This is a genomic window from Microbacterium sp. SORGH_AS_0505 (genome assembly GCF_030818715.1).
Lineage (GTDB): Bacteria > Actinomycetota > Actinomycetes > Actinomycetales > Microbacteriaceae > Microbacterium.
Map to the genome: position 1 here is coordinate 442,733 of NZ_JAUTAT010000001.1, position 13,585 is coordinate 456,317.

The 13,585-nt window shown below is 70.7% G+C and carries 13 protein-coding genes; 5 read left to right on the forward strand and 8 right to left on the reverse strand.

Annotated features, from left to right (window positions below):
* Positions 1-102: 102 nt before the first annotated feature.
* The 5 genes from sucD to QE428_RS02255 form a co-directional block, all read right to left on the reverse strand.
* The gene (gene sucD, locus QE428_RS02235) at positions 103-1,005 is read right to left on the reverse strand and encodes a succinate--CoA ligase subunit alpha (RefSeq protein WP_018188891.1); all 903 of its coding nucleotides are present in this window, start codon (positions 1,003-1,005) and stop codon (positions 103-105) included.
* 37 nt (positions 1,006-1,042) lie between these two features.
* Positions 1,043-2,209: an ADP-forming succinate--CoA ligase subunit beta gene (gene sucC, locus QE428_RS02240; RefSeq protein WP_307462595.1), complete on the reverse strand. Its 1,167-nt coding sequence runs from the start codon at positions 2,207-2,209 to the stop codon at positions 1,043-1,045.
* Positions 2,210-2,344: 135 nt separating this feature from the next.
* Positions 2,345-3,109 carry a phosphotransferase gene (locus tag QE428_RS02245; RefSeq protein WP_307462596.1) on the reverse strand — a complete coding sequence of 255 codons (765 nt, stop codon included), beginning with the start codon at positions 3,107-3,109 and terminating at the stop codon, positions 2,345-2,347.
* A 3-nt stretch (positions 3,110-3,112) separates the two neighbouring features.
* On the reverse strand, positions 3,113-3,715 hold the full coding sequence (locus QE428_RS02250; protein ID WP_307462598.1) for a response regulator transcription factor: 603 nt from the start codon (positions 3,713-3,715) through the stop codon (positions 3,113-3,115).
* Positions 3,712-4,908, reverse strand: a complete 1,197-nt coding sequence (locus QE428_RS02255) for a sensor histidine kinase (RefSeq protein ID WP_307462600.1) — start codon at positions 4,906-4,908, stop codon at positions 3,712-3,714. The genes QE428_RS02250 and QE428_RS02255 overlap by 4 nt, the downstream gene beginning before the upstream one ends.
* A 152-nt stretch (positions 4,909-5,060) precedes the next feature.
* On the opposite strand from QE428_RS02255, the gene QE428_RS02260 reads away from it, so the two are divergent.
* Positions 5,061-5,561: a small multidrug efflux protein gene (locus QE428_RS02260; protein ID WP_307462602.1), complete on the forward strand. Its 501-nt coding sequence runs from the start codon at positions 5,061-5,063 to the stop codon at positions 5,559-5,561.
* 1 nt (position 5,562) lies between these two features.
* Here QE428_RS02260 and QE428_RS02265 read toward each other — a convergent pair whose 3' ends face one another.
* Positions 5,563-7,077, reverse strand: a complete 1,515-nt coding sequence (locus QE428_RS02265) for an FAD-dependent oxidoreductase (protein WP_307462603.1) — start codon at positions 7,075-7,077, stop codon at positions 5,563-5,565.
* A 74-nt stretch (positions 7,078-7,151) separates the two neighbouring features.
* On the opposite strand from QE428_RS02265, the gene QE428_RS02270 reads away from it, so the two are divergent.
* Genes QE428_RS02270 through QE428_RS02285 form a run of 4 tightly spaced genes read left to right on the forward strand, consistent with a single transcriptional unit; the run spans position 7,152 to position 11,420 of the window.
* Positions 7,152-7,817 carry a TetR/AcrR family transcriptional regulator gene (locus QE428_RS02270; RefSeq protein WP_133400322.1) on the forward strand — a complete coding sequence of 222 codons (666 nt, stop codon included), beginning with the start codon at positions 7,152-7,154 and terminating at the stop codon, positions 7,815-7,817.
* Positions 7,818-7,876: 59 nt separating this feature from the next.
* Positions 7,877-9,103 carry an acyl-CoA dehydrogenase family protein gene (locus QE428_RS02275; RefSeq protein ID WP_307462604.1) on the forward strand — a complete coding sequence of 409 codons (1,227 nt, stop codon included), beginning with the start codon at positions 7,877-7,879 and terminating at the stop codon, positions 9,101-9,103.
* 53 nt (positions 9,104-9,156) lie between these two features.
* Positions 9,157-10,197: an ATP-dependent DNA ligase gene (locus tag QE428_RS02280; protein WP_307462606.1), complete on the forward strand. Its 1,041-nt coding sequence runs from the start codon at positions 9,157-9,159 to the stop codon at positions 10,195-10,197.
* Positions 10,198-10,241: 44 nt separating this feature from the next.
* Positions 10,242-11,420, forward strand: a complete 1,179-nt coding sequence (locus QE428_RS02285; RefSeq protein ID WP_091356421.1) for an AI-2E family transporter — start codon at positions 10,242-10,244, stop codon at positions 11,418-11,420.
* A 7-nt stretch (positions 11,421-11,427) separates the two neighbouring features.
* Here the strand turns inward: QE428_RS02285 and ligD are convergent, their stop codons facing one another.
* Both ligD and QE428_RS02295 read right to left on the reverse strand, forming a co-directional pair.
* Positions 11,428-12,441 (reverse strand): non-homologous end-joining DNA ligase, encoded by a 1,014-nt coding sequence (gene ligD, locus QE428_RS02290; RefSeq protein ID WP_091356425.1) that lies wholly within the window; start codon positions 12,439-12,441, stop codon positions 11,428-11,430.
* Between the two features lie 53 nt (positions 12,442-12,494).
* Positions 12,495-13,559 carry a hypothetical protein gene (locus tag QE428_RS02295; protein WP_307462608.1) on the reverse strand — a complete coding sequence of 355 codons (1,065 nt, stop codon included), beginning with the start codon at positions 13,557-13,559 and terminating at the stop codon, positions 12,495-12,497.
* Positions 13,560-13,585 lie beyond the last annotated feature (26 nt).

Sequence of the window (13,585 nt, forward strand, 5' to 3'; positions counted from 1 at the left end):
CTCGCGCGTTCCCGGCCCGATCGGGACCTCGGTCGTTGCGGCGGGGTGCGGGAACGACGAAGGGGCGGATGCCTCGGCATCCGCCCCTTCGTTCTGTCTGACTTAAAGCGCCTCGATGATGGCGCGCATCAGGTCGGCGGTCTCGGACGGGGTCTTCCCGACCTTCACGCCGGCGGCCTCGAGGGCCTCCTTCTTGGCCTGCGCGGTGCCCGCCGAGCCCGAGACGATGGCGCCGGCGTGGCCCATGGTCTTGCCCTCGGGGGCGGTGAAGCCGGCGACGTAGCCGACGACCGGCTTCGTCACGTGCGCCTTGATGTAGTCGGCCGCGCGCTCTTCGGCGTCGCCGCCGATCTCGCCGATCATGACGATCGCCTTGGTCTCGGGGTCGGCCTCGAACGCCTCGAGGGCGTCGATGTGCGTCGTGCCGATGACCGGGTCGCCGCCGATGCCGATGGCGGTCGAGAAGCCGAGGTCACGGAGCTCGAACATCATCTGGTAGGTCAGGGTGCCCGACTTCGAGACGAGGCCGATCGGGCCCTTGCCGGTGATGTTCGCGGGAGTGATTCCCACGAGCGCCTCACCGGGGGTGATGATGCCGGGGCAGTTCGGACCGATGATGCGGGTCTTGTTGCCCTTGCTCTTGGCGTAGGCCCAGGCCTCGGCGGTGTCGCCGACGGGGACGCCCTCGGTGATGACGACGAGCAACGGGATCTCGGCGTCGATCGCCTCGATCATCGCGTCCTTCGTGAAGGCGGGCGGCACGAACGCGATGGAGACATCGGCGCCGGTCTTCTCGATGGCCTCGGCGACCGAGCCGAAGACGGGGAGTTCGACCTCGCCCTCGTGCGGCTTCTCGTGGGTGACGGTCGTGCCGGCCTTGCGGGCGTTGACGCCGCCGACGACGTTCGTTCCGGCCTTCAGCATGAGGGCGGTGTGCTTGGTGCCCTCACCGCCCGTGATGCCCTGGACGATGACCTTGGAGTCCTTGTTGAGGTAGATAGACATGTCTGTTGTCCCTGTGTCTCGGTAGTCTCGGCGCGTCTCAGGCGTTCGCCAGCTCGGCGGCCTTGTCGGCGCCCTCGTCCATACCGGCGGCGAGCGTGACGAGCGGGTGGTTGGCCTCGGCGAGGATCGCACGACCCTCTTCGACCTGGTTGCCGTCGAGGCGGACGACGAGCGGCTTCGTGGCCGCGTCGCCGAGGATCTCGAGGGCCTTGACGATGCCTTCGGCGACCGCGACGCACGACGTGATGCCGCCGAAGACGTTGACGAAGACGCTCTTGACCTGCTCGTCGCCGAGGATGACGTCAAGGCCGGAGGCCATGACCTGCGCGTTCGCGCCGCCGCCGATGTCGAGGAAGTTGGCGGGCGTGACGCCGCCGTGGTTCTCACCGGCGTACGCGACGACGTCGAGCGTCGACATGACGAGGCCCGCGCCGTTGCCGATGATGCCGACCTGACCGTCGAGCTTGACGTAGTTGAGGCCGGATGCCTTCGCCTTCGCCTCGAGCGGATCGGCGGCGCCCTTGTCCTCGAGCTGTTCGTGCTCGGGGTGGCGGACCTCGCTGGCGTTCTCGTCGAGCGAGACCTTGCCGTCGAGGGCGACGATGTCACCGGCGCCCGTGCGGACGAGCGGGTTCACCTCGACGAGGGTCGCGCCCTCGCCCTTGTAGACGTCGTAGAGCTTGACGAACACGTCCGAGACCTTCTCGACGAGGTCCTCGGGGAAGTTCGCGGCCTTCGCGATCTCGACGGCCTTGGCCTTGTCGATGCCCTGCAGCGGGTCGACCTCGATGCGCGCGAGCGCCTCGGGACGCTCGACGGCGAGCTCTTCGATCTCCATGCCGCCCTCGACCGAGCAGAGGCTCAGGTAGGAGCGATTCGAGCGGTCCAGCAGCACGGAGAAGTAGAACTCCTCGGCGATGTCGGCGCCCTGGGCGACCATGACGCGCTGGACGACGTGGCCCTTGATGTCGAGGCCGATGATGGCCTCAGCTGCCGCGTAGGCCTCGTCGGGAGTCTTGGCGACCTTGACGCCGCCGGCCTTGCCGCGACCTCCGGTCTTGACCTGAGCCTTGACGACGACGACACCGCCGATCTTCTCGGCAGCCGCCTTCGCCTCCTCAGGGGTGTCGGCGATGATGCCGGCGAGCACCGGCACCTCGTACTTCTCGAACAGGTCTCGTGCCTGGTACTCGTAAAGGTCCACTGCAATCCTTCGCTGGGCGACGGTGGGGGTGACGGGCGCGGAATTATCTCGATGTCGAGAGATCGCCCGGTCGAAAAGCCTACTACCCGCGCCTGAGTGCCCCGCGCCCCGATCCCCTCGTTCGATAGGGGCGGCTCACTCCCGCAGCGCGGCGACCCAGACCTCGCGATGGCGCTCGACGTACTCGGTGACCAGCCGCCAGTGGTCGCCGTGCCCCTCCAGGAACATCGACGCCCAGGGCTCGGTTCCGGTTGCGTGGGAGCGGCGGAGCATCTCGTGCATCGCGGCGGTGCGCTCGGCCATCGCGGCGGGCAGCGCGCGCCGAAGCGCCGCATCGGCACCGTATCCGTCGGCGAAAGCGGCCAGCCCGCGGGCGGCATCGACCGGTGCCGCCGACGTGTCGTTCAGCGCGAAGGACTGCGCCGCGTAGGCGAGGTCCCAGAGGCGCGTGCTGGGGGCCGCGGCATCCCAGTCGATGAAGACCCACCGCTCCCCCACCACGAGATTCCAAGGCGCCAGGTCGTTGTGGCAGACGAGGTCGGTCCCGGGCGCGGCGATCGCGGTCTCCCACACGCTGCCCTCCGGGGCGACGTAGCCGGCGCTCGCGTCATGGATCTCCCGCACCATGGCGCCCACGCGGCGGAGCTTGGCGGGAGCCATCGTCCCTCGCTCGATCGCGATGTCGCCGGGGACGAACTCGATCACCTGGCGTCCCGCGTCGTCGCGTCCCCGCGGCTCCGGCGCATCCACACCGCCGGCGCGCAGGGCGGCGACGAAGGCGGTGACGCTCGGCGTCGAGGCCGCCCAGGGCTTCCGGACGGTGTCGCCGATGCGGACGACGGCGCCGCTGGCGTTGCCGCCGGACAGGCCTTCTTCGTGCGGGGTTTCGTCGCGGGGCATCCGTCAGATCCAGCCGCGTTCGCGCGCCGTGATCGCCGCCTGCTGACGCGTCGCGAGCCCGAGCTTGCCGAGGATCGACGACACGTGGTTGCGGACAGTGCCGGCCGAGAGATGGAGGGATGCGGCGATGTCGGCGATCGTCTCGCCGCGAGCTCCGGCGCGCAGCACGTCGAGCTCGCGGTCGGTCAGCGGCGAACGCTCGTCGCTGAGCGCGTCGGCGGCGATCTCGGGGTCGACGTAGCGACGTCCCGCCGCGACCTCGCGAATCACCGCGGCGACGTCGCCGGCGGGCCGGGTCTTCGGGACGAAGCCGTCGACACCGGCGCTCAGCGCGCGGCGCAGGACTCCGGGGCGGGCGTGCCGGGTGACGACGACGCATCGAGCCGGGATGCGCTTGCGGATGCGGGCGGCCGCCTCGACGCCGTCGATCCCCGGCATCTCGAGATCGAGCAGGCAGACATCGGGGCGCAGCTCGAGAGCGCGGGCGACGGCCGTCTCGCCATCGGGGCACTCGGCGACGACCTCGAGATCGTCCTCGAGCGCGAGGAGGGTGGCCAGCGCCGTCCGGATCATGTCCTCATCGTCGGCGATCAGCACGCGGATCATGCGGCACTCCCGTCTGCCGGCACCGTCACGACGAGCGTGAATGATGCGTCGTCGCGACTCGAGGCGACGTCGCCGCCGGCCACCCCGATGCGGTGCGCGATGCCCTCGAGTCCCGCGCCCGAGCCGATCGTCGATCCGGGTCCGGGGTCGTTGGCCATCGTGAGACGCCAGACGTCGCCGACCCGCTCGAGCCCGAGCCTCGCCCAAGCACCACCGCCGTGCTTGAGCACGTTGGTCGTGCACTCACGGATCACCGGTCCCAGCAGGTCGGCGGGAGCGGATGCCGCGTCCCCGGCGACGTCGAGCGTGACCGCCAGGCCGGCTGCCCGCAGCAGGTCTGCCGCGTTGGCGAGCTCGTCCGGGAGCGGCACTCCGCGGAAGCGTCCGGCGAGCGCGCGCGTGCCGTCGCGGGCCTCGTCGACCGAGGTCCGCGCGAGCGCGATCTGGCGGGCGGCGGCATCCGGATCGCGTTCGATCATGCGCTCGGCGAGTTCGAGCTGCAGGGCGATCACCTGCAGGTGGTGCCCCTGCAGGTCGTGGAGCTCGCCGGCGAGGCGGAGCCGCTCCTGCACGGCGGCGAGGCGCGCCTCGGTGCGGCGGGCGCGATCGAGTTCGAGCACGACGTCCCACGACCAGAGCGACAGCGCCTGCGTCATCGGGAGGACGACGGCGAAGAACACGAGCACGAACGCGTCGCTCCGCGGCATCGGCCCCGCCTGCTCGAGCAGCCAGAGCGCGACGAGGGCGATCTCCAGCAGCACGACACCGCGCCACCGGATGCCGGGGCCCCAGCGGACGAGGCAGAGGGTGGCGCCGACGAGAGCGGCGCCGAGGAGCGCCGAGCCCGCCACCACGCCGAGCGCGATGGAGGCGAGGACCGCCGCGATGACCGGGAGGGAGAGGAACCGGCGTCGCCAGGAAGGGCGGTCGCTGTCGTCGAGGTCGCCGTCGCGGCGATAGCGGGTGAGGAGCAGAACCGTGGCCACCACGACGACCACCGCCGAGACGACGTAGACGAGGAGGGTGACGGGGTTGCGCCATCCCTCGCGGGCGATGAGGACCACGAGCCCCCACACGGCGACGGTCCCGAGCAGGAAGAACACCATCGAGGTGGCGATGTACCACCCAGTCGCCGTCACGCCGCGCGCGAGCGAGGCCGCGGTCTGCGTCGGGGTGGGGACGGGCGTGCTCACACGGCCACAGTACGACCATGACGAATGTCACCCCTCGGCCCGCCGAACCTCCCGCCGATGAGTGACGGGGAAGCACTGCCGCGCTCGGGCCCCAGCCGGTGGACTGGGGTCACGGCGATACGAGATCCGGTCGCCACTCCCGAGAGGACATCATGTCGAACCCCGTCTCCGATCTCGTCGCCGGCTTCCAGGACCTGGTGGCGCAGATGCCCGATCTCGTCCAGCCGCTGGTCGTCGCCCTCGCCGGCGCCGTCCCCTTCATCGAGGGAGAGGGTGCCGCCGCGATCGGCATCGTCGGCGGCATCCACCCCGTCATCGCCGCCGTCGCCGGCGCCGCGGGCAACTTCCTCTGCGTCGCGATCGTCGTGCTCGCGACCGCTCGCGTCCGGAGCGCGGTCACCACCCGCGCCGGAGCTCCCGAGAAAGCACTGTCGGCGCGTTCAGAGAAGTTCCAGAAGGCCTACCACCGGTACGGGACGCCGGGCGTGAGCCTGCTGGGCCCCCTCATCCTCCCGACGCAGTTCACGGCGGCGGCGTTGAAAGGGACGGGCGTCCCCACTCGTACCGTCCTCTTCTGGCAGGGCACCGCGATCGTGCTGTGGACGACGCTCGTCACCCTCATCATCACCGGTGTCATCGCTGCGGCATCCTGACTCAGTCGACCGGCCGAAGCCCTCGTGTCGCGGGACCTTCGATGCGTTCGCCGGATGCCGTGAACCGCGACGCGTGCAGGGGGCAGTCCCACGTGCATTCGAGGTCGTTCCACTCCAGGATGCCGCCGAGGTGCGGGCAGACGGCGCTCACGGCGCGCGTCTCGCCGCCGGTGGTCGAGATGGCGACCGGACGGCCCGCCCGCTGCGCGACGACACCCTCTCCCTCGGCGGGCTGCGGCACGGGAACGGCCTCGGTCTCCGCTCCCGCCCACCCCTTCGCCGCGGCGAGGCCGACCTTCGCGTTCTCGAGAGCGCCCTGAGCGATGTCCGCCGGCATCGTGAGACGAGTGCCGATCTGCGTCATCCACCGCGGACGTTCGCTCATCTTCTCGCCGCGCAGCTCGCTGACGATGCGCAGCGCCGCCGCCGGCGCGTTCGTGAGCCCCCACTTCGCGTAGCCCGTCGCGAAGCGGACCCGTCCGAGCGACCGCGGCATGGTGCCGATGAAGGGGATCCGGTTGTGGGACGTGTAGTCCTGCGCCGACCAGCGGTGGGTCTCCTCCCCCACCGGCAGCGTCTGCTGCGCCCAGCGAGACAGCTCGTCGAGCATCGCCCGCTCCGACTCGGCACGCCCGACGGGGTGGCCCGCGCCTCCGACGACGATCTGCGCGACGTCCGCCGGGCCGTCCTCGGGGAGGACCGTGCGCACCGAGCGCGTCGGCTCGTCGGCCGAGAGGTACATGCCGTCCGGCAGCGGCGCGGTGAGGGTGAACGAGACGCAGGCCGACCGCATCCCGCTCACCTTGGCCCAGTAGAGGCCGCGATCGAGGATCGGGATGCCGGTGGCCACCACGACCCGCGACGCGAACACCGTCCCCTGGTCGGTCTCGACGCGCGGCTCGGGGAAGACCTTCACGCCACTGACCTCGACGCCCAGGTGGAGCGTGCCGCCGGCGGCGACGAACGCGTCGGCGAGCGCCGCGAGCATCCGCATCGGATCGATCGCCCGCTGATCGTCTAGCGCGACGGCGGCCGTCATGGGCACGGCCGCGGCGCGCAGCTCGTCCTCGCCGACGAGACGTACGGCGAGCCCTGCCTCGCGGGCCGCCTCGTATTCCTGCGCAACGGAACGCCGTCCCTCGCCGGCCTGGGCGTAGGTGTAGGCGGTCCGCGAGGTGAGCGGGACACCGAGCCGCTCTGCGGTATCCGTCATCCACGCGAAGCCGTCGCGGTTGGCGTCGACGTAGGCGCGGACGAGGGATGCCGGGTGCCCCGACCGCAGCGACGAGAGCGTCGTGCCCTGCAGGAGCGACACCTTGCCCGTGTTGGACCCCGAGGCCAGCTCGCCGACACCGCCGCGCTCGAGGAGGGCGACGTCGACCCCGGACCGCGCCAGTTCGTACGCCGTCGCCAGGCCGGTGAGGCCGGCGCCGATCACGACGACATCGTGACGCGCATCGGGGTCGAACGGGGTGCCGGCGGTCTCGGACGGATGCTGCTTCCACAGGGAGGACATGCGCCGAGTCAAGGCGAGCCCGGGAGAAGAGGCACAGGCCTTGACAGAACCAGGTGCGCACTAGGCTTCCGTCCATGGCCGACGACCTCCGTCCCACGGGCAGCACAGTGGTGGCCGCCGCGCTCGCGCTGTTCGCGGAGCACGGCTACGAGCAGACCTCGGTCGAGCAGATCGCCCAGTCCGCAGGGGTGTCCCGCTCGACGTTCTTCCGCCAGTTCGGCGGCAAGGACGACGTCGTCTTCGCCGATCACGAGCTGTTGCTCGACCGACTGCGCGCCTACCTCTCCGAGACGCACGAGAACCCCTGGGCGGCGGTGTGCGAGGCGTCGGTGCAGATCTTCCGGCACTTCGCGTCGGATCCCGAGGTCGCTCGCCGCCGGTACGCCGTGGTCCGGCAGGTGCCGTCGCTGCGCGACCGCGAGATCGTCACGGTCTTCCGCTACGAGCGCGTCTTCGACGAGTACCTGCGCCGCTCGGTCCCGGGGCTCGATCCCGTCGACGCGGTGGCGTTCGCCGCCGCCGTGACCGCCGTGCACAATCACGTCCTGCGCCGCCTGCTGCGCGGTTCCACGCGGGTTCCCGCCGCCGTCCTCGAGACCGCCTACGACGAGCTGCTGCGCCGCTTCGGCGTGCACCCCGATCCGGAACCCGCGGCGGACGACGACATCGTCGTGGCGACCTTCCCCCGGCGGATGCCGCCCGCCGAGGTCGCCCGTCGGCTCGGCGCTCTGCGCGACTGACCTGGCACGGCGTTCCACGCGGAGTGGAACTGAATCTCAGCCGGGCGTATCCTGGCGCGATGACCACTGACCTGCCCGGCGGCGCGTCCGGCCGCTACGACGTGCTCGGCCGCCTCGACACCGATTACTACGCCGTCTTCGCCGACATCCCCGACGCGGACCGCGACGTGTGGGAGCGGACGCAGGGCTTCGTGGACGAGGTCGGCGACCGGATGCGGGACGCGTGGGACACCGCCGAGTACCCGCTCGATATCGCCCGGCGCTTCGGCGAACTCGACCTGCTGAACGACGGCATCGACCACCCGCGGCTGACGCGCTTCTCGCCGCTGGCTGCGGGCCTCGTGAACATGGAGATCTCGCGCGGGGACGGCTCACTCGGCACGGTCCTCGCCGTCCAGGGCGGTCTCGCCCTGCGCACCCTCGCCCTGTTCGGCAGCGACGCGCAGCAGGAGCGCTGGCTGACCCCGGTGGCCCGCTTCGAGGTACCGGCCGCCTTCGCGCTCACCGAGCCCGACCACGGCTCAGACTCGGTCTCGCTCGAGACGGTCGCCCGCCGCGACGGCGACGAGTGGGTGCTCCGCGGCGCGAAGAAGTGGATCGGCAACGGCGCATCCGGCGGCATCACCTTCGTCTGGGCCCGCATCGACGACGAGGGCGACGATCACCACGGCAACGTCCGCTGCTTCCTCGTGGAGCAGGACCGGCCCGGCTACACCGGCACCGTCATCGCCGGAAAGGCGTCGCTGCGCGGCATCCACCAGGCGCACATCGCGCTCGACGACGTCCGAGTCCCCGCCGAGGCGGTCCTCCCCGGCACCCGGACGTTCAAGGATGCTTCGACCGTCCTTTACGCGACCCGTTCCGGTGTCGCGTGGTCGGCGCTCGGCCACGCGACCGCCTGCTACGAGGCGGCACTGCAGTACGCGCAGCAGCGCGTGCAGTTCGGCAAGCCCCTCGCCCGCTTCCAGATGGTGCAGGAGCGCCTGGCGCACATGCTCGAGGACCTCACTGCGATGCAGCTGTACTGCCGTCGCCTGGCCGACCTCGAGGCATCCGGCGGGCTGCGCCCGACGCAGGCGTCGCTCGCGAAGTTCCACAACACGCGCGCCGCGCGTCGCGTCGCCGCGACGGCGCGTGACCTGCTGGGCGGAAACGGCATCCTGCTCGAGAACGGCGTCATGCAGCACATGGCCGACATCGAGGCGATTCACACGTACGAGGGCACCGAGTCGGTGCAGGCGTTGCTGCTCGGTCGCGACATCACGGGCGTCAGCGCCTTCGCCTGATCGCGGCGCGCAACCCCGTTCCCGCATGGATGCCGGGCGGGCAGGATGAGCGCATGTACGAGATCCCCGCGCCGATGCTCGCGAAATCCGTCCCCGCCGTCCCCGATCCGGCGGGGACCACCGGCGGCCTGCTCTACGAACCGAAGTGGGATGGGTTCCGTGCCCTGATCGGGTGGGACGGCTCGGAGGTGGAGATCGGATCCCGCGGATCGAAGCCCCTCACGCGGTACTTCCCCGAGCTCGTCGAGGCGATCTCGCGTCTCGTGCCCGAGCCGTGCCTGCTCGACGGTGAGATCGTCGTCGCCGACGGCGAGCCGGGGTCCCAGCGCCTGCACTGGGAGCAACTGTCGCAGCGCATCCACCCCGCGGCATCCCGCGTCGCGGTGCTCAGCGAGACCACACCGGCCATGTTCGTCGCCTTCGACCTGTTGGCCCGCGGCGACCGCGACCTCCGCGACGAGCCGTTCTCGACGCGGCGCGCGGAACTCGACGACCTGCTGCGCGACGTGCCGCATCCGATCCACGTGACCCGGACGACGACGGACCCCGCTCTCGCCGAGACCTGGCTCGCCGAGTTCGAGGGCGCCGGGCTCGACGGCGTCGTGGCGAAGCCGCTCGCCCTTCCGTACGCGCCGAACAAGCGCACGATGTTCAAGATCAAGCACGCGCGGACCGCCGATGTCATAGCGGTGGGCTACCGCATCCACAAAAGCGGTCAGGGTGTCGGGTCGCTCCTCGTCGGCATCTACGACGGCGAGGGCACCCTCCGCCAGGTCGGCGGCGTCGCCGCGTGGAGCAATGCGCGTCGGCTCGAACTGATCGACGAGCTCGCGCCGCTCGTCGTCCGCGACGAGGACGGCGAGGCGGTGACGGGCGAGTCCGACCGGTCGCGCTTCGCGGCCTCGAAGGACACGTCCTTCGTGCGACTCCGTCCCGAACGCGTGCTCGAAGTCGCGTACGACCAGCTCGAGGGCGACCGGTTCCGCCACACCGTGCAGTTCCAGCGGTGGCGTCCCGATCGGGATGCCGCCTCCTGCCGATTCGACCAGCTCGAGACCGTGTCGGCCTACGACCTGGCTGACGTGCTCGACTGAGTCAAGGGCCCTCGCACGAGAAGGCGGATCGGTAGGGTCGCAGCATGGGCCTCTTCTCGTCATCCCCCCGCTCGGTGCGTCTCGACGACGGACGGCCCGTCCGCACGGCGGCGGCCGGCAAACCCGCGAGCATGTGGTCGGACGGCTTCGGCACCCTCGCGACCCGGTCCCTGCAGGTGATCATCGTCGGGGTCATCGCGACTGCGCTCATCCTCGGGATGCTGCAGCTCACCGTCGTCGTCATCCCCGTCCTTCTCGCCCTCATCGTGGCGTCGGCGGCGGCGCCCCTCATGGCCTGGCTGCGGCGCATCGGCATCCCGTCGGTGTTCGCGACCATCCTCACGCTGCTCGCGTTCGTCGTCGTGCTCGGCGGGATCGGCTGGCTCGTGGTCAACGCCGTCCGCGATCAGTTCGACGACCTGTCCAAGAAGGCGCAGGACGGGTTCCAGAGCGTGCTCGCGTGGGCCGAGACGCTGCCCTTCGACATCGACCAGAAGCAGATCGACGAGTGGGTCGGCACCGCGACCGACTTCCTCACCAGCGCGCAGTTCGGTTCCGGCGCACTGGCCGGAGTGAGCGCTGTCGCGAACTTCCTCACCGGACTCGTCCTCATGATCGTGACGCTGTTCTTCTTCCTGAAGGACGGCCCGAGGCTGTGGGAGTTCCTCATCCGTCCGTTCCGCGGATCCGACTACGACCGCGCCGTGCGCGTGGGCCACAAGGCGGTCCATACCTTCGGGGCGTACCTCCGCGGCACGGCGGCCGTTGCCGCGGTGGACGCGATCGGCATCACGATCGGTCTGCTCTTCCTGCAGATCCCGCTCGCCCTCCCGCTCGGTGCGCTCGTGTTCGTGCTGGCGTTCATCCCGATCGTGGGAGCAACGGTCGCCGGGATCCTGGCGGCGCTCGTCGCCCTCGTGACCAACGGTCTGGTCGCGGCGATCTGGGTGGTCGTGATCGTCGTCGCGGTCAACCAGCTCGAGGGCAACTTCCTGCAGCCGTTCCTCATGGGCCGGTCGATGAAGCTGCATGCGTTCGCCGTGCTGATCGCCCTGACGATCGGCACGGTCCTCGGCGGAATCGTGGGGGCGATCCTCGCGGTCCCTCTCACCGCGGCGGCGTGGGGCATCATCCAGGTGTGGGACGGCCCGAACACCCCCGCACGGTGGGCGCGACGCCGGCCACCCGTCGAGGAGAAGGTCGACACCGTCACCGCGAACTGACCGCCGGTCAGTCCTTCTTCGCCCGCGAGGGCTGCACGCGCGGCGGTTCCCCCGGCATCTTCGGGAACTCCGGCGGGAACGGCAGTTCGCCGAGGCCCGCCTCGAGGTCGCGCTGCCACCACTCCAGCAGGGTGTCGATGCGCCCCGGGGACGCCTGCAGGTCCTGCCACGGATCGCCGATCGCCGCGAGTCGGTCGGGCACCGTCCGCACCGTGAACGCGGCGGGGTCGACGCCGTCGGCGAGCTCATCCCACGTGATCGGGGTGGCGACCGTGGCGCCGGGGAGGGCCCGCGGGCTGTAGGCGCCGGCCATCGTCCGGTCGCGGTTGGCCTGATTGAAGTCGATGAAGATGCGCTCGCCGCGCTCCTCCTTCCACCAGTTGGTGGTGACCTTCTCCGGCATCCGTCGCTCCAGTTCGCGGCCCGCGGCGATCACCGCATGACGGACGTCGAGGAACTCGTGCGTGGGCTCGATCGGGCAGAAGAGGTGGATGCCGCGATTGCCGCTCGTTTTGAGCCAGGACTCGAGGCCGGCCTCACGCAGCACCTCTCGAAGGACCGGCGCGACGGCGGCGGCGTCGGCGAAGTCCGTGCCGGGCTGAGGGTCGAGGTCGATGCGCAATTCGACGGGATTGTCGGTGTCCGCAGCGAGAGAGGCCCACGGATGGAAGACGACCGTGTTCATCTGGACCGCCCAGACGATGGCAGCCGTCTCGTTGAGGACGACCTGCGGATGCCGCCGACCACTGTTGTACGTGCACATCACCTGGTCGACGTACTCGGGCGCGCCCTTCGGCGGGTTCTTCGAGAAGAAGCTCTCGCCGTCGACCGTCGCTGGGAACCGCTCCAGCGACACGGGCCGGTGGCCGTTGGCGCGCAGGAATGGGTCGGCGACCGAGATCACGTACTCGGCGAGTTCGTGCTTCGTGATCCCCGGTTCGGGGAAGACGATCCGGTTGGGGCTCGAGAGCGAGAGCTCTCTGCCTTCCGGAAGCTGCAGGGTGATCCGCTCCGACGCCATGCGCCCACCCTAGGTGGGGGCCTCCGGCGCGGCCAGGGGCTTGCCCCGCCGGTTCAGTCCTCGTCGGATTCGGTTGCGCCGTCGACCGCTTCCGCCGCGTCGGCGATCGTGACGAGCGCATCGAGCTCCTCGCGCTCGAGCCGGATCCAGGGTCCGGCGGCGTCGACGAGGAAGCCGCTCAGCTCCGGCTCGCTCTTGAGGGCTTGACCCAGCTGCTCTGCGGTCAGCGGCATGGGCTGATCCTCGCGGCGAAGGGTGAGGATCTCGAGGGGGTGGGAGAAGACCTGCAGATACCGGGTGCCTTCGGCGGATCGCGCTTCGGCGACGCCCATGCTGCCGTCCGGTCGACTGCCGGCGGCGATCCACCCGCCGCGGGCGACCAGCGCGTCGACGACGGCGCGGGCCGTCTCGGGGGTCCGCGGACCTGCGAGCAGGTTCTTGATCGTGAATTCGGGGTCGGCCTGGTCGAGGGCGCGCGAGATGAGTCCCGTCGGCAGGACGATGCGACGGCCAGGACCGGCGTGGTCGAAGACGATCCCGTCGTAGCCCGCGTCGACGACGTTCCGGAGCACGTTCTGGGCCGGCTGGCCGAGGATGGACGTGTTCGCCCCCTCGGGGTCGTCGCCGAGACCCGCCTGGATCGCGGCGGCTCCCGTGTACGCGAGCAGGAACTTCTTGTCGTTCATGATCGAGATCGCGAGTCGCAGGGGCTCGCCCGCGGCGACCTGCGCCTGGGCGTCGCCCATGATGCGCAGGTAGAGGGTGCCCTGCAGCGCCTGGCGTGTCACGCCCAGGATCGCGGCGTTGTCGGGCTCTTCGGGCGCCTCGGCGAGTGCGGTGAGCAGGAGGGTGTTGTCGGGCATGCCCGGGCGCCCCTCGGTCCGCTCGGGGGCGGTCTCCTCGACCTGCGGCAGACGCTGCTGCTCGGGGCGCTGCACCGGCTGACCGTAGGTCGACATCGAGATCGGCACGAACGGCACGTCTTCGGCATCCGCCTGTTCCGCGGCGACTGCCGCGCTCACGTCCTGCTGAACGTCGGCGAGGTCCGCCTGCGCGTCGACGGGAACCTCATCGGACCCGTCGGAGTTCTTCTTCGGACGGCGGGAGAACAGAGCCATGTGCTCAGCGTACGCGCGATGCGATG

Bases quoted from the DNA above. Each gene is read 5' to 3' on its own strand.
- ligD (WP_091356425.1), bottom strand. From the start codon at position 12,441: ATGGCGTCGGAGCGGATCACCCTGCAGCTTCCGGAAGGCAGAGAGCTC.
- QE428_RS02280 (WP_307462606.1), top strand. From the start codon at position 9,157: ATGTACGAGATCCCCGCGCCGATGCTCGCGAAATCCGTCCCCGCCGTC.
- QE428_RS02250 (WP_307462598.1), bottom strand. From the start codon at position 3,715: ATGATCCGCGTGCTGATCGCCGACGATGAGGACATGATCCGGACGGCG.
- QE428_RS02245 (WP_307462596.1), bottom strand. From the start codon at position 3,109: ATGCCCCGCGACGAAACCCCGCACGAAGAAGGCCTGTCCGGCGGCAAC.
- QE428_RS02275 (WP_307462604.1), top strand. From the start codon at position 7,877: ATGACCACTGACCTGCCCGGCGGCGCGTCCGGCCGCTACGACGTGCTC.
- QE428_RS02265 (WP_307462603.1), bottom strand. From the start codon at position 7,077: ATGTCCTCCCTGTGGAAGCAGCATCCGTCCGAGACCGCCGGCACCCCG.
- QE428_RS02260 (WP_307462602.1), top strand. From the start codon at position 5,061: ATGTCGAACCCCGTCTCCGATCTCGTCGCCGGCTTCCAGGACCTGGTG.
- sucD (WP_018188891.1), bottom strand. From the start codon at position 1,005: ATGTCTATCTACCTCAACAAGGACTCCAAGGTCATCGTCCAGGGCATC.
- QE428_RS02270 (WP_133400322.1), top strand. From the start codon at position 7,152: ATGGCCGACGACCTCCGTCCCACGGGCAGCACAGTGGTGGCCGCCGCG.
- QE428_RS02285 (WP_091356421.1), top strand. From the start codon at position 10,242: ATGGGCCTCTTCTCGTCATCCCCCCGCTCGGTGCGTCTCGACGACGGA.
- QE428_RS02295 (WP_307462608.1), bottom strand. From the start codon at position 13,559: ATGGCTCTGTTCTCCCGCCGTCCGAAGAAGAACTCCGACGGGTCCGAT.